The sequence below is a fragment of the Stenotrophomonas terrae genome (assembly GCF_001431465.1).
GTDB lineage: Bacteria > Pseudomonadota > Gammaproteobacteria > Xanthomonadales > Xanthomonadaceae > Stenotrophomonas > Stenotrophomonas terrae.
In genome coordinates this window covers 41,608-65,458 of sequence record NZ_LDJJ01000020.1, presented here as the reverse complement: position 1 = coordinate 65,458, position 23,851 = coordinate 41,608, and the positions used below count along the sequence as shown (strand labels likewise).

Below are 23,851 nucleotides of genomic sequence, written 5' to 3'. Positions count from 1 at the left end.
CACGGCGGGCAGCCTGCTACTTGCCGCATGCACCAACATGCCGCCCCGCAGCACCCTGGATCTGCCGCCGACCGATTACAAGGCGCTGGAGAAAACCGGCACTGCGATCACCGAGGAGTCGGCCAAACTGGCTGAACGCCAGGATCAGATCCGTCAAAGCCTGGAACAATCGGCGCCCGCTGCGCGCCCGGCGGCCCCCATCGCTCCCGCCTACGACCCGCTTGAAAACAGCGTCGTCAGCCTGAGCATGTATGACGCCGATGTCGGCCAGCTGCTGTGGGCATTGGCCGACGAGTTGAAGATGAATCTCATCGTCGATCCGAAAGTGCTGCAGCAACGGCAGCGCGCAAGTCTGCACCTGCGCAATGTCACCGCGCGCGAGGTCTACAACCATATTCTTGAAGCATTCGACCTCAATGGTGAAGTGCGCGGTGGTTCGCTGGTGGTCTCGCAGATGCGCGAGCGCATCTTCAACGTGGATATTCTCAATTCCTCGATCAGCATGGAGCTGGCCGCCGGTGGCGACGTATTCGGCGCGGGCATGCAGGCCGGCGGCGGTGGTGGCGGGCAATCGCTGAAAGGCGACCTGAGCATCTCCGGCGCCATGGGCAAGGAAAGCGACCCATACAAGCAACTCGACTCGGCCCTGAAGATCATCCTGGCGGAGGAAAAGGTGGCTGGCGCCGCCGCCGACCCAAACGGACCAATGCCGCCTGAAGCCGCACGTTACAGTCTGGACCCCGGCAGCGGCACCCTGTACGTGCGCGCGCGCCCTTCACAGGTCCGAGCTGTTGAGGATCTGATTGAGCACAGCAAGAAGAAGCTCAGCCGCCAGGTGTTGGTTGAGGCGCAGATTCTCGACGTGTCACTCAACGACAACTCCAATTTCGGTGTCGACTGGAACCTGCTGCGCAACCGGGTGGCGGGCATCTATGGCGACAGCCCGGCAACCATCCTGCCCATGCCTGACACCACCTTGCCGTACAGCACCGCCAACCGTCTGGGCTCGCAAGGCCGCTCCATTGTCTTCCCGAACCAGACCCTGGGTTCAGTAGCGGGCCGCGCACTTGGCTTGAGCTACATGAATGACACCTTCTCCGCAGCAGTCAATGTGCTGCGCGGATTTGGCAACGTCAAAGTGCTGTCCAATCCCAGTGTCCGCGTCCGCAATGGTAGCCCGGCATATCTGAGTGTTGGCACCAACATCCGCTACGTGACCAAGTCCACCACCAACTTCTCTGGTGGCGCAGGCACCGGTTCGGGCTTCACCTCCTCGGACATCCAGACCGACTCACTGTTCTCGGGCGTGGTGATCGGCGTGGCGCCGATGGTGCACGAGAACGGTACGGTAGAACTCCTGGTGCACCCGATGCAGACCGAGGTCGAACCCGGCAGCCTGAAGCTGCAGGAGTTTCCCAACGGCAATGCGGTGACGTTGCCGCAGATCAACGTCAAGGGCATCACCACGACCTTGAATCTGCGTGACGGCGACACCGTGCTGCTGGGTGGCCTGATCGACCAGAACTCGTCATTGGATGACCGCGGCATACCCGGCGTTTCCGATGTACCCGTGTTCGGTCGCTTGTTCGGCTCCCGTGCCAAGACCCACAACACCCGTGAACTGGTCATCGTGTTGCGGGTGAAAACGCTGTGAGCCTGATTTACGACGCCCTGCATGGAACCGGCAGTGCAACACCGGCCCCTGCAAGCACACCCAGCGCAAAGCTGCGACCGTGGCAGGCCCTGCCACGTTACAGCCTGTGGTTGGCGCTGGGCGTCGTACTGGCTGGCCCCGTAGGGTTCCTCGTCGCCCGTGCGATCGGTCACAACCCGTCGCAGCGGGTACCGCAGGCGCAAGCCAGCGCGGTACCGCAGGTCACATCGCAGCCGCCACACTCCGCCGCACACAGCGATCCCGGCGCAACCGCGAGTGCCGACTCCGCCCTGCTGCCAGCACCCAGCACGATTGCGGTCGCCAGGCCCGCGCCTTCGCCTTCCATGACGGAGTCCTCGCCGCCGGCGACGTTGTCGGCAACGCCGGCAGACAACGCAGCCTTGGCCGCGGACATCGTTGCACCCGCAGCGGTGATCACCGGCGCTGCGTTGGCGCACTCCGATGCAACCGCCCCGGCAACACCCGGCAACAATGGACCGATGCCGCCACAAGCCCCGCCAACTCCGCCGTCGATGAAGATTTCCGTACGTTCAGCAGGTGCCGGCGCGTCGGCCGACAGCCGGTCTGCAACCGCTGAAGAGCCCGATGGCGCAACCGTACGCATGGCTATGGGGCGCCTGCAGACGGCAGTAGCAGACAAGGATGCAACGGCGCGGCAGCAGGCCATGGAGAACCTCCGCACGCTGCTGCCCGCCGACAGCCTCACCCTCCTGCGTGCGCAGGCCTGGAACGCACACGGCAGCGACGAGCTGAAGCTGGCCGAACAGTATTACCGGGCCATTCTGCAGCGCGTCCCCGACGATGAGTACGCCGGGGTCAACCTCGCGTTGATCGAAGCCCACGACGGCCAGCTTGAGCAGGCACGTGATCGCCTCAACCGGCTTGCCGCGCGCAACAGCCGTTCCGCCATGGTCAGCCGCGCGTTGGCCGAACTGGACATGGAAGCGCGATGAACCCCGCCCTGTCCCGTCACCTGCAACAACTCGGCTTGGAACGCTCACCGTTCCCGCCCACTCCGGACGCAGCCTCCTATTACCAGACATCGGTGCTGGAATCAGAGCTGGTGGAGGCCGCGCATGCGCTGCGTACGCGGGCAGGCTTCGTGCTGCTGACCGGCGAGGTCGGAACCGGCAAGAGCACCTTCCTGCGCCGGTTGCTGGGCCAGCTGGAAAGCGACGGCATGGTCGTCTCGCTGGTGTTCAACACCTTCCTGCAAGGCGATGACTTGTTGGCCGCGGTACTGCGCGATTTCGGCCTGAAGCCCCACGGCAACGCCGCCACCGACATCGAAGTACTCAATCGTTTCCTGATCAACCGCTGGCAGGATCGCACCACCTGCGTTCTCATCATCGATGATGCGCAGAACCTGAGCCTGGCCAGCCTGGAACTCGTGCGCCTGCTCACCAGCCTGGAGACCGGCCAGGAAAAGCTGCTGCAGATCGTGCTTTCCGGGCAACCGGAGCTACGCGACAACCTGGACATGCCGCAGATCCGACAGCTCACCAGCCGCATCTGCAAACACGTCAGGCTGGATCCGTTGAGCCACGAGCAGACCCGCGAGTATGTCAACTTCCGTCTGCGCGCAGCCGGCGCCGGCGAACGCATCCGTGTTGATGCCAAGGCGGTGACGGCCCTGCACCGAGCCAGCAACGGCAACCCGCGGCGCATCCACCTGATCATGGACCGGTGCTTGTACGGGCTGTATGCGCAGCCAAGCGAGCAGCGACTGATCAACGCCGACCTGGTCAACAGGGCAGCAGCCCAGGCCGGCGCTCAAGCCGCGCGCAGCCCAACAGCGGCGTACAGGTATGCGCTGACCGCAGGTATCAGCCTGGCGGCGTGCCTGGGCATCGCCGGGCTTGTCGCAGGCAGCGTGGAATCACGCGCCGATAGCCGCAATGGTCCACCAACGACCACCGGTAGCAATGCCGCTGTGGCGCAGGTGAGCGCGCCAGTCGCCAGCGACACCACCGCCTGCGATCAAAACGCCGTCACAGGTGCGCTACGCAGCGATTGGGTCGCGGCCGCCGCCGCCGAACACCTGCGCCAACTACCCAATACCTGCTTGATCCAACACGGCGAGCGCTGGCAATTGCTTTGGTCGCCGGACGCTGCCAGTACGCGCTTCCTGGACCCGAGCCAGGTCGGTAGTGCCAGCCAGGCTCTGCAACGCCGGTTGTTTGAACTGGGCCACTACGACGGTGCAATCGATGGCCGCTATGGCCGCCTGACCCAACGCGCACTGGCACGTTTCCAACAGCGCTATGCGCTGCCGGCCACCGGCAACCCCGATCCTCTGACCCTATTGCTGTTGGCAGCACCAGCCCCCCTCACCAGCCACTCTTCCAGCCTTCCGGACTCTCTATCTCATGGCAACGGTTGATTCCCGCATTCCCGCCGCTTCGGCCAACAACACGCAAGGTCTGGTAAGTCTGGAACAAGCCAAGCTGGGCGTTGTGCTCAGCGAGCGCGGACTGCTCGAACCCATCCAGCTGCTCTATGCACGGCAGAAGAATCTGGTCGAACAGACCAGCTTTGGACGGCTGCTGATCCGTCACGGGTTGGCCAATGAGTCCGACATCGTTCGCACCCAGGCCGAGCTGGAGAACGTCGAATACGCCCCCGTAGACACCTTGCCGGTCGCCGATCCGCAGGTACTGGCGATGTTCAATCGCGAGCTGTGCCAGCTGCGCCAGTTCCTGCCTTTGCGTCGCATCGGTGATCAACTGGAGGTATTGCTGGGCGACGCCGACCAGGTTGCAGTTGCGCAGCTGGTATTGCAGCGTTGCGGCCTTCGCTGCAGGTTCCTGCAGGGAGAATACGGCAAGGTTGCACGACTTATCCGGCAGACCTATTACTTCGCCCAGAATCCGATCGAGTCGCTGCTGGAGAAGGAGATCCGTCGTCTGGCAACGGACAACGACCATGCCTACAGCCCGGAAAAGCTGCTCGACTATCTCTTGCACCTTGCCATCCGCGAACGCACGACCGATATCCACATCGCCCCGTCCGAGCATAGCCTGCACGTACTGTTCCGCATCGACGGTGTGCTACGCCCGATGTGGGCCATGCCCAACTCTCTGGCCCGCCTGCTGGGTTACATCAAGCTGGCGGCCGAGATGGACATCTCCGAGCAACGCCGGCCACAGGATGGCAGCTTCCGCGCAACGGTTCTGGATTCACCAATCACCGTGCGTGTGTCGACACTGATCACCGAATCCGGCGAGCGGACGGTGATGCGTCTGTTGCCTGAGCACAGCGACCTGGCCGGGCTCGAGGAAATGGGATTTTTCCCCGAAGACGTGGCCGCGCTGGAACGCCTGTTCTCGCGTCCGGCCGGCCTGATCCTGATCACCGGCCCCACCGGCTCGGGCAAAAGCTCGTCGCTGCACGCAGCACTGCGCATGCAATCGCTGATCGAGCGCAATGTGCTGACCGTTGAAGACCCCATCGAGTACCGCGTCCCCGGCGCCGGTCAGACCGAGGTCAACCGTCGCGCCGGTTATGAGTTCGGTTCGGCATTGCGGCATTTCCTCCGTCATGACCCGGATGTGATCCTGCTTGGCGAAATGCGCGATGCCGAAACCGCACAGGCGGCGCTGGAGGCAGCTGCCACCGGTCACCTGGTGCTTTCCACCCTGCACGTCACCAGCGTATTCGGCGTGGTGCCGCGTCTGCGACCACTGGGATTGGAAGCCCAGGTCATCGCCGACAACCTGCTGGCCGTGGTCAATCAGCGCCTGGTCCGCCAGAACTGCATGTTCTGCGCCACAGAAGTTCCGTTCAGTGATGCGGAACTGGCCTGGTTGAATCTGCCCGCGGGCAGCTGCGGCCGCCGCGGCCAGGGCTGTGATCGTTGCCGCGGCAGCGGCTACTACGGGCGCCTGCCGGTCTACGACATCATGATCGTCGACGAACCACTGGCCAACGGCATCTCCGATGACGCCAGTCGTGAAACCGTCCGCAACCTGGCAATGAACGCAGGCTTCCGTGGGATCGAGCAGATCTCGCAACGCCGTGTCATTGCTGGCCAGACCACCAGCGAGGAAATCCTGCGCGTGGTCGGCGTTGGACCCAATCCATGAATGTCTATTACTACCGCCTGCTGCTGACCAGCGGCCGGATCCGCAGCGGCGTCGCCCAGCTCTCCGTCGAACGCGATGCCTCGGCACGCATGTGGTTGGAGAAGAACTTCGATGCCGTGGTGCTTACGCTCTATCGCTTGCCGGGCTGGCTGGCGGAGGCGCAGCGCTCGTTGTCGCACCTGGTCAAACCCACCATCAAGCCCATCGAGCTGGCCGGCATGCTGCGCGACCTTGCAGTGATGACCAGCAGCGGCATTCCGGTGATGGAAGCGCTGCGCGCGGTGGCCAATGAAGTGGGTGGCGGCGCGACATCCAATCCCGCCAAGCTGGCCCGGCGCGTGCTGGAAGAACTTGATGCCGGAGCCACCTTCAGCGAATCGTTTGCACGCTATCCGGACGCATTTCCGGAGACGGTACGCAACCTGGTGATGATCGGCGATGAAACCGGCTCGATGGATCGCATGCTGAAGGAGGCGGCCGATCACGTTGAACGCGTGTCCAAGATGACTGCCGATACACGTCAGGCCCTGATCTACCCGGCATTCGTGTTCGCCGCGATCTTCGCTGCCGGTGGCTTCTGGATCTACTACGTGATCCCGAACCTGGCCGATCTTTTCAAGCAGATGAACGCCAAATTGCCGCCCCTGACCATTGCGGTCATGAAGGGCTCGGAGTGGCTGATCTCACACATGATGATGATAGGTGTTGGCCTGGTCGCGGCGGCATTCCTGGTCTGGATCACCTGGCGCTACAGCAGACCGTTCCGTCGTGCCACGCACTACACCCTGCACAAGCTGCCAATCGCCAAGACCATCATGTATTCGTCGGGATTGGCGTTCTTCACCGAATACATGGCCCTACTGATACGCGCTGGCGTGGACATGGTCAGCAGCCTGCAGGTCATGGAGCGGGCCATGCAGGACGAGTACTACCGCGATCGCATCATTGCCATCCGCCAGGTACTTGAGCGCGGCGACCGGGTTTCGGCAGCCATGCGCCAGGTCGGCGGCTTTCCCTCGATGATGGTGCGCATGATCGGCGTCGGTGAGGACACCGGCACCCTGGATTCCCAGTTCTCGCGGCTTTCGGAAGAGTACAGCCTGCGCCTGCAGCGCTTGATAACCAATCTGTCCGAAATCATCAAGCCAGTGGTGGTGCTGTTGGCTGGCGGCATGTTCGTGTTCCTGATCGTGGCCCTGTTGCTACCGGTGTACGACCTGGTCCAGCAGGCGATCACCTCGTCCCACATGTAATGAGGCATACCGATGATTCGTTTCAATCCGCGCAAAGCGCGTGGCTTCTCGCTGATGGAGATGGCCGTGGTACTGGTGATCATCGCCATCATCCTCGGTGCAGTCACGGTGGGGCGTGATGTCTACCGCAGCGCGGTGGCCGAACGTCTCGGCAGCGAGTTCGTCCAGGGTTGGCTGATGGCCTATGACCGCTATACGGCCCAGGTCGGCGCTGTCCCGGGCGACCTGCTGGCCAACCCCAGCGGCAAGATCAACAACGCCCTGAACACGCCGCTATGTGGAAGCAACCTGCGCAAGGCGATGCTCACTTACGGTGTTTCCCTTCCCAGCGGTCGTGCCGAGGGCTTCGAAAGCCATGCGGTATACCAGGATGCCGAAGGTCTTCCGCAAGACCTGGAGGTGTGCTTCGAGAACCTGGGTGACTGGGCCGAGCCGAACGCCAACAGCAGTTATGCCACCCGTTCGCGCAACGTGATGGTGCTGAGCAATGTCACGCCCGAACTTGCCCGCCAATTGGATGCACGTTTCGATGGTCGCGTCGATGCACGCTTTGGCCGCGTCCGCGAACGCAACAAGCACGCCGACGTCACTCCTCTGAGCGGTACGCCGGTCGAGAGCCCGTGGAGCGCCGACGATGCGGACCGTGTCAATGCAAAACTCGATGGTCAGGTCAAGACAATGACCCTGCTTATCCGGATGAATCAGTAAACCTCCAAGACAGATCGGAGCCCGGCATGCGACAACCCAATCATTTCCCAGCCACACCACCATCAACTGCCCGGCAACTGCAGGCGCAGCCGCGTGGCTTTGGTCTGGTGCAGGCCATGCTGATTCTGCTGTTGGTCGCATCTGCGCTCACCGCAGGTGCGCTGTTGCTGCAATCCAAGGCGACCTCACGCCAAGCCAGCAGCCAGGAGAAGAATCTGCGCTGGGCCGATGAGGCACTGGTGGCGTTCGCCAGTACCCACTCTCGCCTGCCCTGCCCAGCCGTGCAGATCGGCGGCGCAGAGAACTGCAGCGACAGCAGTGCCCGCTGGCTGCCGACAGCCAGTCTGGCAAGCGCGCGCGGCGATGGCGTCAGTCCCGGTCCGATTGCCTACCGCGTGCGCCCACGCCTGGCGGACACCACCGACAGCAGCTTTCTCGGCAATTTCTATCAACCCACCGACGCCGAAGGCAACATCCGCAACGCCGACACGATAGACGGTACCGACGAACGGCCAAAGTTCGCAGCGGTCAACGGCTTGGATCTGTGCAGGACCTTGCAACAGCTGTCGAGCACACGCGTAGACACCAGCGCAGCTCAGCCTGACCAGGCGCTCGACACTTGGGCCTACGGACTGGCCATTGCCGGGCCGTTGGCATCGCCCGGAGGCCGCCTGGACGGCAGCAACCAGGATGGCACTGTCAGCAGGAATGATGACGCTGCCTTCCCGATGGAAGTGCCGGCCAAACAATGGGATGCCGATTACGACGATAGCGTCCGTGTCCGCACCCTGGACGGTGTTGCCCAGGCCGTGGGCTGCCGGATGCTGCCAAACGCCATCGTATCGCTGGATGCCGGCAACCAAACCGCCGTCAGCGGCAATGGCTACTACGACACCGCCCAAGCGAGCATCGACAGCTTGGCCATGGCCGTTTCCTTGCACGACAGCCTGGCTGCACTCAAGGACAACAATGTCGGAAACGCGGAGTTGGCCCAGCAGGACGCCCGCGCAGGCGTGGCATCGGCCACCATCGCGGTACTGCTGTCGGCGGGCCAGATCACCAATACCATTACCTCCAGCATCACCGATTTCGCACTATTGGGCGCCGATCTGGTGGGTTGCATCTTCGGCGGCACAACCTGCCACAAACTGCCGGTAGATGCCTCGGCCATTGGCCTGGAAATCGGCTCGGTGATCGCCAATGCAGTCGCCATGGGCTTGAATGCCGGCGCGTTGAAACCTTCCAATGATGCGTTGACTGCACATACCAATGCATTGGCACGCGCCAAGGCAGCCAATCTGCCGCCACCAAGCAATATTGAAGATGCCCTGGATCAGATGGAGCGCATGCTCTACGGCGGCGAACTGCTCAACTGCGAAGCAGTGCCGGTCATGGATGCCGATGGTGTCACCCAGAAGAAAGACGGCGCTGGGCAGTTGATGTGGACCTATGTAGACGACTGTGACAAGAACCCGGAGAAGAGCAAGAAGGTCTACCAGATTGGCCTGGATGCCCAGGTTGCCAGTGCCCGCACTCAACTCGAGCGCATCGCCGCACACTCCGGATTTCTGGAACAACAGCGCCTGTTCTTCTGGAACGACGCCAATATCGGCAGCCGCATCGATACCCGCGGCTGGCAGACGCAACAGGGAGGCCGCTATGTGAAGTACGTGTGGCGCTGCCTGATCAGCAGCGAGAAGACCGGCGGCTACAGCAACAGCAATTGCAACCAAGCCGCAGCGGCTGATGCCACGGTGCGCTACAACTGGCAACAGGTTGCCGAGTTTGATCGCGACAAAGCGGTAAACGATGCTGTCGCCAGGCGCAAAATCGCCGAAACGCTGGCCGGCTACGAAAAGCGCGGCACCGAGCTGGCAGATGAGATCAGCGAGAAGCGCAAGGAGCTGGATCGCTGGAAAGACACCATCATTCCGCAGATGGAGTCGCAGATGAAGAGCGACTGCAAAGGCCAGAGCTACCAGAATTACGACGTGTTCAATGGAAATTTCGAGGCGATGCCGACCCATGTCCTGCGCTGTGTGAATGCCATTGCCGGCCTCAAGTACACCAAGGAATGCAAACGCAAGATCACCACCAAGGTGACCAACCCGGCAACCGGCGCGCAGAGCTGGGTAGACAAGCTGATCCAGGAGGACCAGCTGGCCGAATCGGATGAGAACTACAACGCCAATGCCACCTGCGTGCCGATGATGCAGAAGCAGCTGCAGCGCGTGGAGAGTGAGCAAGCCAACCTGAACTCCAACATCGGCACCGCGCAAGACCGATACAAGGCCGCTCCCGCACCCTTGCTGAACTACCCGGGCGAGTGGTCACGCGGGCGCATCAAGGAGACCACCACCAAGGACAAGGACGGCAGGGATGTCACCACGTATGCATGGGAAACCTCTGCGAGCAACAAGCCGTACTACGCACCCGAACCCTTTGCCTGCAACTACTTCTCGATGCCCTGCAAAGGTGACAAGGACACTGGCTACAGTGGCAGACCCGGCACCGGGATAGTCGGAGCACCGATCTGGGTCGCCAGTGCGGAATTGATGCTGGTGGGCGGCAGCAATCCCACCCAGGTCGCCGACAACTGCTCCAAGGGCAGCTGGTTCCTGACCTACATTGCCGGTGCCTACCCCGGCGGGACCGGCACCATGTGCCAACGCTATCCCTATAGCCGCGCCTATGCCGATTGGCTGCGGGCCAAGGAAGCCACGGTCAGCGCCGAAGAAAACCATGCAAGCTTGAAGGAGCAGTTCGATGCACTTGAACAGCAGTACAAGGAGCTGCGCGCGATGAACCTCGCACCCGGCGGTGGCGGCGCGAGCGCGCCATCGGCGCTCGGCGCCGAATGCATCCTCGTGCTTGCCGATGGCCGCGGTTCGGTCGGTGGCGACAACACGGATTGCACCCCATGAATCGGCAACAGCAGCAGGGCTGGACCCTGGTTGAACTTGCTGTGGCCTTGGTGATCGCCGCCTTGATCACTGCCGCCATCGTGCCGCTGATTCCGCTCGGCACCCGGATCGCCGCAGGCGATGTGGCCGGTCGCGAGTTGGATGATGCACAGCAGGCGATCATCGGTTACGCGCGTGCCCAAGGCCGTCTGCCTTCCGCCGATAGCGACGGTGATGGCAAGCAGGACGCGGGCAGGACCACCGGCTGGCTGCCGAACAAGACGCTCGACCTGCCTCCGCGGATCAAATTGCGCTATGAAGTCAGGCCAAGCCTGCAGGAGTCCACCCACAGCTACACGCCGCAACTACCCGGAGCGTTTGCCGCGCAACTGAGTAGTACCCCCGGTGGATTGGACCTGTGCATGAAACTGTTGGCGCCGCCGGAAGCGAGCCTGACGCTTCCTGGCATGCCCGCTGCATTCGCGCTGCTGCACCCTGATGGCATTGGCAACGAGGCCCGCGATATCGCAACCACACCGCCGGGCGGTATTGATCGCCTGAGCGGTGCGCGCCTGGCAGCGCTGGGCAATGGCGAGCTTGCTGGCAGGCTCGCCTGCATGGACCGCGTTGCGCGTGTGCAGGGCGCGGCGTTGAACGCACAGACGGCTTACAGCGCAGACCAGATCGCCGAATTCAATGCGGCGTTCCGCGACTTTGACGTGGACGTCGCCGAGCTGGTACTGGCCCAGGCCAATACCGGGCTTGCCTTTGCCGGATTGGGATTGGCACAGGCCCTGATCGACCAGGCGTTGGCGGTGATTCTCACCTATGCCGGTTGGCCACCCGACGGCACTGCCATTGCCATCGGTGTGGATATCACGGTGATGGTGGCCGAGCACAGCAATGCGCTGGGCTCGATCGGCTATGCCATCTACCAGCTGAACCTTGCCAGCAAGGATGTGGAAAGTGGCAAGGAAGGTCTTGAGACGGCACAGAACGTAGCCGCGCTTGCAGTGCTGCAGCAGGCGCGTGCCAACAATCTGTACAAAGCCGCAGGGCAGGCTGCGGTCAACCTCAACGATGGAGGCATAAAGCAGTGAAACGTTCATTGCAGCGCCGTGCTGCGCGCGGCTTCAGCCTGATCGAACTGACAGTGACTCTGGTGATACTCGGGATCATTGGTGTTCTGCTGGTGCGCTGGCTTGGCCAGATGGGTGAGGTAAACCGCACAGAGAGCGAACGTACAATGCTGCAGCGGGCCGATGACGCCCTGCTCGCATTCAGTGCCGCACATGCCCGGCTGCCCTGCCCCGCCGCCAGCGACGGCAAGGGCCTGGAAGACTGCAGCCATGGCCAGACCGGTTGGCTGCCGTGGTACACGCTGGGGCTGCCCGAACCAAAGGCTGGCCAGCTCTGGTACGGCGTACTGCGTCGCAGCGATGCAAGTGCACCGCAGGACGCGGACCTGGCCGTGGCCAAGGACCGCGCCCATTACCTGCAGGTCACCGCCACCAGCAATCTACAACTGGGCGTGGTCATGCCGGGGCTGGCCTGCAAGCAGGCTGGCAGCAACGCTCCGGATTGCAGTGCGCACTCGGAACTGCAGAACAACGGCCTGGATTTCTGCCAGGCGCTGCGCACCGCGGCGGCCCAAGCCCCTTCAAGCAGCCATATCCATGACATCGCCAGCGAACGCAACATGGCCTATGTGGTTGCCGCCCCAGGCCAGGCCGAACAAGGCGCGAGCAACGTACCGCTGGGCTTTGCCGCTCCACAGCAGGCCCGTGCGGTGGAGGAGCAAAGAACCCTGGCGGTCGGCCCTGACCAACTGTGGACCCGGTTGCGCTGTGGCGAATCCGTCGGCGCATTGACCTATGCCCATGCCAACCTGGGCGCCGCGGCAGCGCTGATCCCACCGGTAATGGATGACTACAAGGAACAGTTGGAAATCATGCAGCAGATGGCCAGTGCCAGTGACATGAGCGCCGATGCCGGTCTGTTGTCGGCAGCCGGACAGATGTCCAGCGCAGTGGCCGGGCTACTTGATGCCATCGGTGAATCACTGGAAACCTACGGTGCCTTGAGCGGACGCGTAGCAGTGGCCGTAGGCGGTGTGGGATCGTCGGTGGGCGGGATGATCGCCGCCGGCATCATGAAAGCCAAAGCCAGTGAATACCTCAAGGATTCGAAGGATCAGATCGTCGCATTCAAGACCCTGGCGTTCCAGAGTCGGTCGCGGGCGCTGAGCAGGGAGGTCGACTACAACGTCAAGCGCGGCGATATGCAGGGTAATTTCCCCAGCAAACAAACCCTGGAAACTGCCGCATTGTTGACCCCCGCCAGCACTCCATAGCTTGCCCATATGGCAGCCTCGATAAGGTATGCCCCGACTCCCGATCCTTGCGGAGCGAGACGTGGCCCGGATCGACATGGAACAAAAATGGCGGCCGTTACCGGCCGCCATTATTCGCGCATTGCGCTACCGCGATCCGCCGCTCAGGCCAGTGTGTGCGCCGTCTCGTAACCGGGGCTGCGCAGACCGGATTCCCAATTCAGCACAGTGCCACCAATCTGCTCCAACAGCTGCCGCGTCTCCTTGCCCGGGTTCAAGCCCAGCTCGCTGCGCAGCAGCGACTCGAAGCGCTGATAAACCTTCAGCGCCGCCGTGCGCATGCCGCTGCCGGCATGGGCGCGCATCACCCGCCGCGCATGCGCTTCATTCCACGGATCGCGCTGGCTCAACGCACGGGCCAGCTGTATCGCCGGTTCCCAGCGCGAGGTTTCCAGCATCTCATCGCAGCAACGCTCGGCCGCGCCCATCAGCTGGGCCTCCAGCATCTGCCGGGTGGCTTCCAGCCAGGATTGAAAATTGGAGTCGGCGATGTCCTCCATGCCGTCCATGAATACCCGTTGCTCGGCCAGCAGGTAGACCGACTGACAGGGCGCCAGCCGCAGCAGATCGATATCGAACATGGGCTCACTGCCGCGCATCAGGCCAACCGCCGAGCGCTCGATGCGCAGCACATCGGCACCCAGGGCCATGCAGCAGAAACGATTGAGGTTGCTCAGCACCTGGCGCAGGTTGGTCAGCGCACTGGTTTCGCCCAGGGTGGGCCACAGCAGCGCCGCCAGCGCCGCCCGCGAATGCATGCGGTTGGACTCCATCGCCAGGTAGCCCAGCAGGGCCCAGCCCTTGCGATAGATCAGCGGCGCGGGCAAGCCGTCGATTTGGCCCATCAGCTGGACCAGGCCCGTAATCGGTGCGCCACTGTGCCCGCCACACCGGTTGGTGCCTGCGCATGCGGCGTCCTGCTCTACAAATTGCGTCATGGTTGTCCCCGGCTGGCCCGGCAAAAGAGGCCCTTACTTGTTAAACCGGCAAAAGCGGCGCAATCCAATCATCAACCTGCAAAAAACTTTCGCCGGCTTCACTCAAGCGGCCATAAACGGCCCGAATCCGCGCAATCCGCGCACTGCAGGTCGCCGTCAGTGGAGGTTTCAGCCGCAACCATGCCGCTACGGCGGGGCTTGCGCGGCGGTTCAGGGCAATCACACCTGCAAGCGTTGACAGCGCGTGGCGGCGGTGGTTATCTCGACTAATGCTGCAACGCCACAACACCACCGCCAACTTGTCTTCGACCCCGGCTCGCGCCGCGGCGTCGCTGCTTGTACTCGTACTTATTACCGAACCTACAGGGGCGGGGCGAGCTGGCGCGTAGCAGAAAATGCCAGATTCGAACAAAGACCCCGCACCGGCCCCGGCGCGGGGTTTTTCGTTTCCAGCTTCTATTTCATCTGAAACCATGTATTCGACCCCAGACACCTTCAACAAACACACCGCCAACGCTGCCAGCTGCAGCGCTGCGACCTGCATGGTGTCTGCCCTGCCCACCCCGGCCGCTGCGTCCTGACGCAACGGCCGTTTCTTTTTCTGCATGTCTCTCTTCATCGCAAGGAAACCAAGCACCATGAGCACCAACGAACTGCCCCAGATCAAAATCGCCGTCGTCGGTTACGGCAGCCAGGGCCGCGCCCATGCCATGAACCTGCGTGAATCCGGCTTCGACGTGATCGTCGGCCTGCGCGCTGGTGGCCCCACCGAGGTCAAGGCCCAGGCCGATGGCTTCACCGTCAAGAGCCCGGCCGAAGCGGTCAAGGACGCCGATCTGGTCGCCGTGCTGACCCCGGACATGGTGCAGAAGAAGCTGTACAACGAGGTGCTGGCACCGAACATGAAGCAGGGCGCCTGCCTGCTGTTCGCACATGGCCTGAACGTGCATTTCGGCATGATCGAGCCGCGCGCCGACCTGGACGTGGTGCTGGTCGCGCCGAAGGGCCCGGGTGCGCTGGTCCGTCGCGAGTATGAAATCGGCCGCGGCGTGCCCTGCATCTACGCGGTCTACCAGGACAAGAGCGGCAAGGCCGAGCAGTACGCGCTGGCCTATGCCGCCGGCCTGGGCGGCGCCCGCGCCAACATCATCAAGACCACCTTCAAGGAAGAGACCGAAACCGATCTGTTCGGCGAGCAGGCCGTGCTGTGCGGTGGTGCTTCCTCGCTGGTCCAGGCCGGCTTTGAAACGCTGGTGGAAGCCGGTTACCAGCCGGAAATCGCCTACTACGAAGTGCTGCACGAACTGAAGCTGATCGTCGACCTGTTCTACGAAGGCGGCATCACCCGCATGCTGGAGTTCATCTCCGAAACTGCGCAGTACGGCGACTTCGTCAGCGGCCCACGCGTCATCGATGCCTCGGTGAAGGCACGCATGAAGGATGTGCTGACCGACATCCAGAACGGCACCTTCACCAAGAACTGGGAAGCCGAGTACGACGCCGGCCTGCCGAACTACAAGAAGTTCCAGCAGGCCGACATGGAACATCCGATCGAAAAGGTTGGCAAGGAACTGCGCGCCAAGATGGTCTGGCTGCAAGGTCAGACCGCGTAATCCACGCGGCGGTCCCCCACCCGCAACAGGCAAAGGTCGCTCCATGAACACATCCACCCCCGGTGCGCCACGCAATGGCGCACGCTGGCTGACGCAGGCCCTGGAAGCCGAAGGCGTGCAAACGCTGTTCGGTTACCCGGGCGGCACCATCATGCCGTTCTATGACGCATTGGTGGACTCCAGCCTCAAGCACATCCTGGTACGTCACGAGCAGGGCGCGGCGCTGGCCGCCAACGGGTACGCCCGCGCCAGCGGCAAGGTCGGCGTATGCGTGGCCACTTCCGGCCCGGGTGCGTCCAACCTGGTCACCGGCATCGCCGATGCCATGCTCGACTCGGTACCGATGGTGTGCCTGACCGGCCAGGTCGGTACCCCGTTGCTGGGTACCGATGCCTTCCAGGAACTGGATGTGTTCGGCATGACCTTGCCGATCGTCAAGCACAGCTGGCTGGTGCGCAGCGTCGATGAGCTGCCCCACGTGGTTGCTGAAGCCTTCCGTGTCGCCCGCGAAGGGCGGCCCGGTCCGGTGTTGATCGACCTGCCCAAGGACGTGCAGCTGGCCAGTGCCGCACATCTGCCCGATCACGTGCCGGCCTCGGTTGATCCGATTCCGGCACCGGCGGCCGAAGCCTTGGCGGAAGCCTTGGCTGCCATCGCCCAGGCCGAGAAGCCGGTGATCTACGGCGGCGGCGGCATTGCCCTGGCCGATGCGGTGGGCGAGTTCCGCCAGTTCGTCGAAGCCACCGGCATCCCCACCGTGCTGACCCTGCGCGGCCTGGGCGCCCTGCCCGCCAACCATCCGCAATACCTGGGCATGCTGGGCATGCACGGCACCCGCGCCGCCAACATGGCGGTGCAGGAGTCGGACCTGCTGATCGTGGTCGGCGCACGCTTTGATGACCGTGCCACCGGCAAGCTGGCCGAGTTCGCCCCGTTTGCCCGCGTCATCCATCTGGACGCGGACATCTATGAAATATCCAAGCTGCGCGGCGCCGATATCTCGCTGCCTGGCAACGTCCGCGACGGCCTGCTGGCGCTGACTGGCGAGCGCGCCAACTGCAACACCTGGCGTGCCCGCTGCGCCGCCAACCGCGAAAAGTTCACCGCCCGCTACGATGCGCCCGGCGATCAGATCTACGCCCCGCGTTTGCTGAAGCGGCTGAGCGAAGTGGCGCCGACAGACACCGTGATCGCCTGCGATGTCGGCCAGCACCAGATGTGGGTGGCGCAGCACTGCCGCTTCAACCATCCGCGCAACCACCTGACCTCCGGCGCGCTGGGCACGATGGGCTTCGGCCTGCCGGCGGCGATGGGCGCGCAGTTCGCCTGCCCCGAGCGCACCGTGGTGCTGGTCTCCGGCGATGGCAGCTTCATGATGAACGTGCAGGAGCTGGTGACCATCGCCCGCTGCAAGCTGCCGATCAAGATCGTGCTGCTGGACAACTCCTCGCTGGGCATGGTGCGCCAGTGGCAGGAGCTGTTCCACGCCGAGCGTTACAGCGAGATCGACCTGTCCGACAACCCGGACTTCGTCGCCCTGGCACAGGTGTTCGGCATCAAGGCCAAGCGCATCGTCGACCGTGCCGAGGTCGAGGACGGCCTGGCCGAACTGTTCGACGCGCCCGGCCCGATGCTGCTGCACGTGGCCATCGACGCACGCGCCAACGTCTGGCCGCTGGTGCCACCCAACAACGCCAACAGCACCATGCTGGACAGCAACCCGGCCCATGCCAAGGCAACGCAGGAGAGTTCCAATGCAATACCGGCTTGACCTGGTGCTGAAGCCTGCCGAAGGCGCGCTGGTGCGCGTGCTCGGCATGGTCGAACGTCGCGGCTTTTCCGCCAGCAACATTGCCGGCGCACGCAAGGCCGACGATGCCGGCCGCTGGCACGTGCAGATCGACATCGATGGCACGCGCCCGCTGGAAACCCTGTGCCACCAGTTGCAGAAAGTCTATGACTGCGATTCGGTGCGCGTGGTACCGGTAGCAGGTAGCAGCGTATGAGCAGCGATGTAAGTGGCGTACCGGTAGTACGCCGCCGCAAGCAACGGAGGGGTCTTCTTCAACGCGGGCAACCGACAGGGTGTTCGCCGGTTTGCGGTGACGGCCACGTACATGCCTGATCGTGGCCGCCCCGTCGCAGTTGCAGCACCCACTGACGTTCTGAACGTCAGTGTTGCCGACGTATTGGCCGCGCAGGCCCGCCTGCGCCGTTTCCTGCCGCCTACCCCGCTGCATTACGCCGAGCGTTTCGGCACCTGGCTGAAATTGGAAAACCTGCAGCGCACCGGTTCCTACAAGGTGCGTGGCGCCCTGAACGCAATGCTGGCCGCGCTGGAACGTGGCGACGAGCGCCCGGTGATCTGCGCTTCGGCCGGCAACCACGCACAGGGCGTGGCCTGGGCGTCGCACCGGCTGGGGGTGCAGGCGATCACGGTGATGCCGCACGGCGCACCGGCCACCAAGATTGCCGGCGTCCAGCACTGGGGCGCCACCGTGCGCCAGCATGGCAACAGCTATGACGAAGCCTTTGCCTTCGCCCGCGAGCTGGCCGAGCAGAATGGCTACCGTTTCCTGTCCGCCTTCGACGATCCGGACGTGATCGCCGGCCAGGGCACACTGGGCATCGAGATCGCCCCGCATGCGCCGGACGTGGTGATCGTGCCGATCGGCGGCGGCGGCCTGGCATCGGGCGTGGCACTGGCACTGAAGTCGCAGGGCGTGCGCATCATCGGCGCGCAGGTCGAGGGCGTGGATTCCATGGCCCGCGCCATCAAGGGTGACGTGCGCGAGATCGACCCGGTGCCGACCCTGGCCGATGGCGTCAAGGTCAAAATCCCCGGCTTCATCACCCGCCGGCTGTGCGCCAGTCTGCTCGATGATGTGGTCATCGTGCGCGAGGCCGAGCTGCGCGAAACCCTGGTGCGGCTGGCATTGGAAGAACACGTCATCGCCGAAGGCGCCGGCGCGCTGGCCTTGGCAGCCGGCCGCCGTGTTTCCGGCAAGCGTAAATGCGCAGTGGTGTCCGGCGGCAACATCGACGCCACGGTATTGTCGACCTTGTTGTCTGAAGTCCGCCCCAGCCCTCCACGCAAACCTCGACGGCGTAACGCCGAACGACTTAGAAGCCGTGTCGTTGCATCGACACAGCGCAGTTCCAAAACCGAATCCCCCAAATTTCCCGTTACCGCCGCAGTCGAGGAGACCCTCTGGTGAATACTCCAACCAACAACACCCCGCGAATTACCATCTTCGACACGACCCTGCGTGACGGTGAGCAATCACCCGGCTGCAGCATGACGCCACCACAGAAGCTGGTGATGGCAAGGGCGCTGGCGGAACTGGGCGTGGACGTGATCGAAACCGGTTTCCCCGCAAGTTCGCAATCCGACCGTGAAGCCATGGCGCTGATCGGCCGCGAGGTACGACAGCCGGTCCTGGCAGTGCTGTCGCGCTGCCTGGCCGGCGATATTGAAACCTCGGTCAAGGCGCTGGAAGCCGCTGCGCGCCCGCGCCTGCATGTATTCCTGTCGACCAGCCCGCTGCACCGCGAGCACAAGCTGCGGATGAGCAAGGAGCAGGTACTGGAATCGGTGCACAAGCACGTGAGCATGGCGCGCGGCTATCTAGATGACATCGAGTTCTCCGCCGAAGACGCCACCCGCACCGAACTGGACTTCCTGACCGAAGTCACCCAGGTGGCCATTGCCGCCGGTGCACGCACCATCAACCTGCCCGACACCGTCGGCTTCACCACGCCGGAAGAAATCCGCGCGATGTTCCAGCACGTGATCGGCAATGCCGCCGGTGCCGACAAGGTGATCTTCAGCACCCACTGCCACAACGACCTGGGCCTGGCGGTGGCCAACTCGCTGGCCGCCATCGAAGGTGGTGCGCGCCAGGTGGAAGGTTCGATCAATGGCATCGGCGAGCGCGCTGGCAACTGCGCGCTGGAAGAAATCGCGATGGTGCTGAAGGTGCGCAATGCCTTCTACAACTTCGATACCGGCTTCGACACCCAGCGCATCGTGCCGACCTCGCAGCTGCTGTCGCGCCTGGTCGGCATGCCGGTCCAGCGCAACAAGGCCATCGTCGGCGCCAATGCCTTCGCGCATGAATCAGGCATCCACCAGCACGGCATGCTGCGCAATCGCAACACTTACGAAATCATGCGTCCGGAAGACGTGGGCTGGGAATCCTCGCAGATGGTGCTGGGCCGCCACAGCGGCCGCGCCGCGGTCGAGGCACGCCTGCGTGCGCTGGGCTTCTGGCTGGAAGAAGAAGAACTGAAGCTGGTCTTCGAGCAGTTCAAGGCGCTGTGCGAGCAGCAGCGCGTGGTCACCGACGCCGACCTGCAGACCCTGATGCAGGGTACCTCCAGCAGCGACGGCTACCGCCTGGCATCGATGACCATCAGCGATGTCGGCAGCCGCGCCAACGCACTGGTTGAACTGTCCGATCCGGAAGGCAACCGCGTGGCTGAAACCGCGCAGGGCGACGGCCCGGTCGATGCACTGTTCTCGGCGCTGTCGGCCGCCACCGGCATCCAGCTGAGCCTGGACAGCTACCACGTGCACAGCGTCGGCATCGGCGCCGATGCACGTGGCGAGGCCAACCTGAGCGTGCGCCACGAAGGTGAGATCCTCGAAGGCACCGGCACCAGCCGTGACATCATCGAGGCCAGCGCACTGGCCTGGCTGGATGTCACCAACCGCCTGCTGCGCCAGCGTCAAGGCAGCAAGACCGAGGAAGCCGTCAGCGCCTGAGCGCGACGGCAGAACATAGGCAACGGAACGTACTGATGAGCTCCGCACCCAAAACCCTGTACGACAAACTGTGGGACGCCCATGTTGTCGTCCCCGAGTCCGACAACGCGCCGGCCGTGCTGTATATCGACCTGCACCTGATCCACGAAGTGACCTCACCGCAGGCCTTCACCGAACTTCGCGCGCGTGGCCTGAAGCCGCGCCGTACCGACCGCACCAAGGCGACGATGGACCACTCCACGCCGACCTTGCCCGCCGGCCCGGATGGCAAGCTGCCCTATGCCAGCAAGGCCTCCGAAGCGCAGGTCGAAACCCTGGCCAGGAACTGCGCCGAGTACGGCATCGAGCTGTTCGACATGGCCTCGGCCAGCCGCGGCATCGTCCACGTCATTGCCCCGGAGCAGGGCTTCACCCAGCCGGGCATGACCATCGTCTGCGGTGACAGCCACACCTCCACCCACGGTGCCTTCGGCTCGCTGGCCTTCGGTATCGGCACCAGCGAAGTCGGCCACGTGCTGGCCACGCAGTGCCTGCTGCAGCGCAAGGCCAAAACCATGGCGATCACTGTGGACGGCAAGCTGGCAGCCGGTGTCGGCGCCAAGGACGTGGTGCTGCACATCATCGGCGTGATCGGCGTCAACGGCGGCACCGGCCACGTGCTGGAATTCCGTGGCTCGGCGATCCGCGCGATGGACATGGAACAGCGCATGACCTTGTGCAACATGTCGATCGAAGCCGGCGCCCGCGCCGGCATGGTCGCACCGGACCAGGTCACCTTCGACTGGGTCGCCAAGACCCCGCGCGGCCCCAAGGGCGCCGACTTCGACAAGGCCGTGGCGTATTGGTCCTCGTTGAACAGCGACGACGGCGCGCGCTTCGATGTCGAAGTGAACATCGATGCCGCCGACATCCGCCCGACCCTGACCTGGGGCACGCACCCGGGCACCGCGATTGCGGTTGACGCGCCGATCCCGGCCGCCAACGATGCCGCCGCGCAGAAGGGCCTGGACTACATGAAGTTCGAAGCCGGCCACGCCTTGATTGGCACGCCGGTGGACGTGGTGTTTGTCGGCTCCTGCACCAATGGCCGCCTCAGCGACATGCGCGAAGTGGCACAGGTGCTGCGCGGTCGCAGCGTTGCCGATGGTGTGCGCATGCTGGTGGTACCGGGTTCGGAGATCGTCAAGCGCGATGCCGAAGCCGAAGGCATCCACGAGATCGTGCGTGCCGCCGGTGCCGAATGGCGCGAACCGGGCTGCTCGATGTGCATCGCCATGAATGGTGATCTGGTCGCCCCCGGTCAGCTGGCGGTGAGCACCAGCAACCGCAATTTTGAAGGTCGCCAGGGCCCCGGTTCGCGCACCTTGCTGGCCTCGCCGATGAGCGCGGCCTGGGCCGCAGTCAATGGCCATGTTGCCGATACCCGTGAGCTGTTTGCCAAGGAGGTGGCGTGATGGCGAAGGCATCTACCCTTCTCCCCGCGGGAGAAGGTGCCCCGAAGGGGCGGATGAGGGCGACCGCTGCTCATTCCGGCAAACACCCTGCGCAAGCCCACCCTCATCCGGCGCTGCGCGCCACCTTCTCCCGCAGGGAGAAGGGCTACGTACTGGAGCTGTACTGATGGCTGCCCTGACCCGCATCGTTTCGCGCGCCGTGGTGCTGCGCCAGACCAATATCGACACCGACCAGATCATCCCGGCGCGTTTCCTGTCCACCACCGAGCGTGCCGGCCTGGGCAAGAACGCATTCAATGACTGGCGCTGGCAGGCCGATGGCACGCCCAATGCCGAGTTCGCCTTCAACCAGCCACACAACCAGGGCCGCGCCATCCTGTTGGCCGGGCGCAACTTCGGTTGTGGTTCCTCGCGCGAACATGCGCCTTGGGCATTGACCGACCTGGGCCTGCAGGCGATTGTCAGCAGCGAGATCGCCGACATCTTCCGTGGCAATTCGCTGAAGAACGGCCTGCTGCCGATCGTGCTGGACGAAGCCGACGTGCAGGAGCTGATGCAGAACCCGGACGATGAATTGACCGTGGATGTGGCCAGCCGTGAGCTGCACACCTCCAGCGGCAAGGTCTATCACTTCCCGCTGGATGGTTTCTCGCAGACCTGCCTGCTGGAAGGCGTGGACCAGCTGGGTTGGTTGCTGGGGCGTGCGGATGAGATTGGCCGTTTTGAGGCTGCTCGCGCGGCGTGACCGACCTGCCCTTCTCCCTCCGGGAGACAGTCCGGCAGGATTGCCGGACTGCACGGCGTAGCCGCCCGTAGGGTGAGGCACATGGATGTGCCGAATGCAGGTGCCCCGCAGGGGCGGATGAGGGTAAGGGCGAAGCCTCGCATGGCCAAACAGCACGCGATGCTCCCCACCCTCACCCCAACCCCTCTCCCGGAGGGAGAGGGGCTTTAAAGACAACAACAGCAACCGGAACCTTTACATGCAAGCCAACATCGTCGTACTGCCGGGTGACGGCATCGGTCCTGAAATCACTGCCGTCGCCGTTGACGTGCTCAAGGCCATCGCCAGCCGCTTCGGCCACAGTTTCAACTTCAGCGAATACGACATCGGCGGCATTGCCATCGACAGGCACGGCGAGCCGCTGCCGGCTGCCACGCTGGATGCCTGCAGCAAGGCCGATGCGGTCCTGCTGGGCGCCGTCGGTGGCCCGAAGTGGTCCGACCCGAATGCCAAGGTGCGTCCGGAACAAGGCCTGCTGGCCATCCGCAAGGCGCTGGGCCTGTTCGCCAACCTGCGCCCGGTGCGCACCCATCCGGCGGCACTCAATGCTTCGCCGATCAAGCCGGAACTGCTCAAGGACGTGGATTTCGTGGTCGTGCGTGAGCTGACCGGCGGCATCTACTTTGGCGACAAGACCCGCGATGCCGACAGCGCCAGCGACCTGTGCCGCTACACCACGGTGGAGATCGAGCGCGTGCTGCGCAGCGCCTTCCGCCTGGCCCAGGCCCGTCGCGGCAAGCTGACCTCGGTGGACAAGGCCAATGTGCTGGAAACCTCGCGCCTGTGGCGTGACATCGCCACCCGCATCGGCCGCGAAGAATTCCCGGACGTTGAACTGGAACACCAGCTGGTTGATTCCATGGCCATGCACCTGATCGCCAAGCCGCGCGTCTACGATGTGATCGTCACCGAGAACATGTTCGGCGACATCCTCACCGACGAAGCCTCGATGCTGGCCGGCTCGCTGGGCCTGCTGCCGTCGGCCTCGTTGGGCGAACAGGGCAAGGTCGGCATCTATGAACCCATCCATGGTTCGGCGCCGGACATCGCCGGCAAGGGCATCGCCAATCCCTATGCCACCATCTTGAGCGCGGCCATGCTGCTGCGCCATTCGCTGGGGCTGGAGGACGAGGCGGCCGCCATCGAGCAGGCGGTGAGCGCCGCGCTTGATGCGGGCCAGTTCACCGCTGATCTCGCCGCGCAAGGCCAGGCACTCAGCACCCAGCAAGCCGGCCAGTCCGTGCTTGCACAGTTGCACTGAAGTACCTCGACGCGGCC

19 protein-coding genes are annotated in these 23,851 nt (G+C 63.8%); 17 read left to right on the top strand and 2 right to left on the bottom strand.

Annotated features, from left to right (window positions below; all coding sequences use genetic code 11):
- The first annotated feature begins 37 nt into the window (after positions 1-37).
- The 9 genes from mshL to ABB27_RS07055 are packed head-to-tail and all read left to right on the top strand — an operon-like array spanning position 38 to position 12,977.
- Positions 38-1,654, top strand: a complete 1,617-nt coding sequence (mshL, locus tag ABB27_RS07100; protein ID WP_211263684.1) for a pilus (MSHA type) biogenesis protein MshL — start codon at positions 38-40, stop codon at positions 1,652-1,654.
- Positions 1,651-2,628, top strand: coding sequence for a tetratricopeptide repeat protein (locus ABB27_RS19910; RefSeq protein ID WP_161809623.1), 978 nt, complete (start codon positions 1,651-1,653; stop codon positions 2,626-2,628). Before mshL ends, ABB27_RS19910 begins: the two co-directional genes overlap by 4 nt.
- Positions 2,625-4,058 (top strand): ExeA family protein, encoded by a 1,434-nt coding sequence (locus ABB27_RS07085; RefSeq protein WP_057627769.1) that lies wholly within the window; start codon positions 2,625-2,627, stop codon positions 4,056-4,058. The genes ABB27_RS19910 and ABB27_RS07085 overlap by 4 nt, the downstream gene beginning before the upstream one ends.
- Entirely contained in the window at positions 4,045-5,760 is a 1,716-nt protein-coding gene (locus ABB27_RS07080; RefSeq protein ID WP_083491191.1) for a GspE/PulE family protein, read from the top strand. The genes ABB27_RS07085 and ABB27_RS07080 overlap by 14 nt, the downstream gene beginning before the upstream one ends.
- The gene (locus ABB27_RS07075) at positions 5,757-7,013 is read left to right on the top strand and encodes a type II secretion system F family protein (protein WP_057627768.1); all 1,257 of its coding nucleotides are present in this window, start codon (positions 5,757-5,759) and stop codon (positions 7,011-7,013) included. Before ABB27_RS07080 ends, ABB27_RS07075 begins: the two co-directional genes overlap by 4 nt.
- 12 nt (positions 7,014-7,025) lie before the next feature.
- Positions 7,026-7,721, top strand: a complete 696-nt coding sequence (locus ABB27_RS07070; RefSeq protein ID WP_057627766.1) for a type II secretion system protein — start codon at positions 7,026-7,028, stop codon at positions 7,719-7,721.
- Between the two features lie 26 nt (positions 7,722-7,747).
- A complete protein-coding gene (locus tag ABB27_RS07065; RefSeq protein WP_152984475.1) occupies positions 7,748-10,645 on the top strand; it encodes a hypothetical protein in 2,898 nt (965 codons plus the stop codon).
- Positions 10,642-11,724, top strand: coding sequence for a type II secretion system protein (locus ABB27_RS07060; protein WP_057627762.1), 1,083 nt, complete (start codon positions 10,642-10,644; stop codon positions 11,722-11,724). Before ABB27_RS07065 ends, ABB27_RS07060 begins: the two co-directional genes overlap by 4 nt.
- The gene (locus ABB27_RS07055; protein WP_083491190.1) at positions 11,721-12,977 is read left to right on the top strand and encodes a type II secretion system protein; all 1,257 of its coding nucleotides are present in this window, start codon (positions 11,721-11,723) and stop codon (positions 12,975-12,977) included. Before ABB27_RS07060 ends, ABB27_RS07055 begins: the two co-directional genes overlap by 4 nt.
- A gap of 143 nt (positions 12,978-13,120) precedes the next feature.
- Here the strand turns inward: ABB27_RS07055 and ABB27_RS07050 are convergent, their stop codons facing one another.
- Entirely contained in the window at positions 13,121-13,861 is a 741-nt protein-coding gene (locus ABB27_RS07050) for an AfsR/SARP family transcriptional regulator (protein WP_161809622.1), read from the bottom strand.
- Positions 13,862-13,994: 133 nt separating this feature from the next.
- Complete coding sequence (locus tag ABB27_RS07045; RefSeq protein ID WP_152984474.1) at positions 13,995-14,561, bottom strand: hypothetical protein; 567 nt, start codon at positions 14,559-14,561, stop codon at positions 13,995-13,997.
- Positions 14,562-14,592: 31 nt separating this feature from the next.
- On the opposite strand from ABB27_RS07045, the gene ilvC reads away from it, so the two are divergent.
- From ilvC to leuB, 8 genes are all read left to right on the top strand, one after another.
- A complete protein-coding gene (gene ilvC / locus ABB27_RS07040; RefSeq protein ID WP_057627754.1) occupies positions 14,593-15,567 on the top strand; it encodes a ketol-acid reductoisomerase in 975 nt (324 codons plus the stop codon).
- 43 nt (positions 15,568-15,610) lie between these two features.
- Entirely contained in the window at positions 15,611-17,338 is a 1,728-nt protein-coding gene (ilvG, locus tag ABB27_RS07035; RefSeq protein WP_057627751.1) for an acetolactate synthase 2 catalytic subunit, read from the top strand.
- Positions 17,322-17,573 carry an ACT domain-containing protein gene (locus ABB27_RS07030; RefSeq protein ID WP_057627749.1) on the top strand — a complete coding sequence of 84 codons (252 nt, stop codon included), beginning with the start codon at positions 17,322-17,324 and terminating at the stop codon, positions 17,571-17,573. Before ilvG ends, ABB27_RS07030 begins: the two co-directional genes overlap by 17 nt.
- 111 nt (positions 17,574-17,684) lie before the next feature.
- Positions 17,685-18,785 carry a threonine dehydratase gene (locus ABB27_RS07025; protein WP_057627747.1) on the top strand — a complete coding sequence of 367 codons (1,101 nt, stop codon included), beginning with the start codon at positions 17,685-17,687 and terminating at the stop codon, positions 18,783-18,785.
- Positions 18,782-20,335, top strand: a complete 1,554-nt coding sequence (locus tag ABB27_RS07020; RefSeq protein WP_057627745.1) for a 2-isopropylmalate synthase — start codon at positions 18,782-18,784, stop codon at positions 20,333-20,335. The genes ABB27_RS07025 and ABB27_RS07020 overlap by 4 nt, the downstream gene beginning before the upstream one ends.
- 35 nt (positions 20,336-20,370) lie before the next feature.
- Positions 20,371-21,789 (top strand): 3-isopropylmalate dehydratase large subunit, encoded by a 1,419-nt coding sequence (gene leuC, locus ABB27_RS07015; RefSeq protein ID WP_057627742.1) that lies wholly within the window; start codon positions 20,371-20,373, stop codon positions 21,787-21,789.
- A 166-nt stretch (positions 21,790-21,955) separates the two neighbouring features.
- On the top strand, positions 21,956-22,534 hold the full coding sequence (gene leuD, locus ABB27_RS07010; protein WP_057627740.1) for a 3-isopropylmalate dehydratase small subunit: 579 nt from the start codon (positions 21,956-21,958) through the stop codon (positions 22,532-22,534).
- A 238-nt stretch (positions 22,535-22,772) separates the two neighbouring features.
- A complete protein-coding gene (gene leuB / locus ABB27_RS07005; RefSeq protein ID WP_057627738.1) occupies positions 22,773-23,834 on the top strand; it encodes a 3-isopropylmalate dehydrogenase in 1,062 nt (353 codons plus the stop codon).
- Positions 23,835-23,851 lie beyond the last annotated feature (17 nt).

Coding starts and splice junctions, on each gene's coding strand:
- leuC (WP_057627742.1), top strand. CDS start 20,371: ATGAGCTCCGCACCCAAAACCCTGTACGACAAACTGTGGGACGCCCAT.
- ABB27_RS07085 (WP_057627769.1), top strand. CDS start 2,625: ATGAACCCCGCCCTGTCCCGTCACCTGCAACAACTCGGCTTGGAACGC.
- ilvG (WP_057627751.1), top strand. CDS start 15,611: ATGAACACATCCACCCCCGGTGCGCCACGCAATGGCGCACGCTGGCTG.
- ABB27_RS07070 (WP_057627766.1), top strand. CDS start 7,026: ATGATTCGTTTCAATCCGCGCAAAGCGCGTGGCTTCTCGCTGATGGAG.
- ABB27_RS07075 (WP_057627768.1), top strand. CDS start 5,757: ATGAATGTCTATTACTACCGCCTGCTGCTGACCAGCGGCCGGATCCGC.
- ABB27_RS07065 (WP_152984475.1), top strand. CDS start 7,748: ATGCGACAACCCAATCATTTCCCAGCCACACCACCATCAACTGCCCGG.
- ABB27_RS07060 (WP_057627762.1), top strand. CDS start 10,642: ATGAATCGGCAACAGCAGCAGGGCTGGACCCTGGTTGAACTTGCTGTG.
- leuB (WP_057627738.1), top strand. CDS start 22,773: ATGCAAGCCAACATCGTCGTACTGCCGGGTGACGGCATCGGTCCTGAA.
- leuD (WP_057627740.1), top strand. CDS start 21,956: ATGGCTGCCCTGACCCGCATCGTTTCGCGCGCCGTGGTGCTGCGCCAG.
- ABB27_RS07050 (WP_161809622.1), bottom strand. CDS start 13,861: ATGGGCCAAATCGACGGCTTGCCCGCGCCGCTGATCTATCGCAAGGGC.
- ABB27_RS07025 (WP_057627747.1), top strand. CDS start 17,685: ATGCCTGATCGTGGCCGCCCCGTCGCAGTTGCAGCACCCACTGACGTT.
- ilvC (WP_057627754.1), top strand. CDS start 14,593: ATGAGCACCAACGAACTGCCCCAGATCAAAATCGCCGTCGTCGGTTAC.
- ABB27_RS07080 (WP_083491191.1), top strand. CDS start 4,045: ATGGCAACGGTTGATTCCCGCATTCCCGCCGCTTCGGCCAACAACACG.
- mshL (WP_211263684.1), top strand. CDS start 38: ATGCCGCCCCGCAGCACCCTGGATCTGCCGCCGACCGATTACAAGGCG.
- ABB27_RS07045 (WP_152984474.1), bottom strand. CDS start 14,561: ATGCAGAAAAAGAAACGGCCGTTGCGTCAGGACGCAGCGGCCGGGGTG.
- ABB27_RS07030 (WP_057627749.1), top strand. CDS start 17,322: ATGCAATACCGGCTTGACCTGGTGCTGAAGCCTGCCGAAGGCGCGCTG.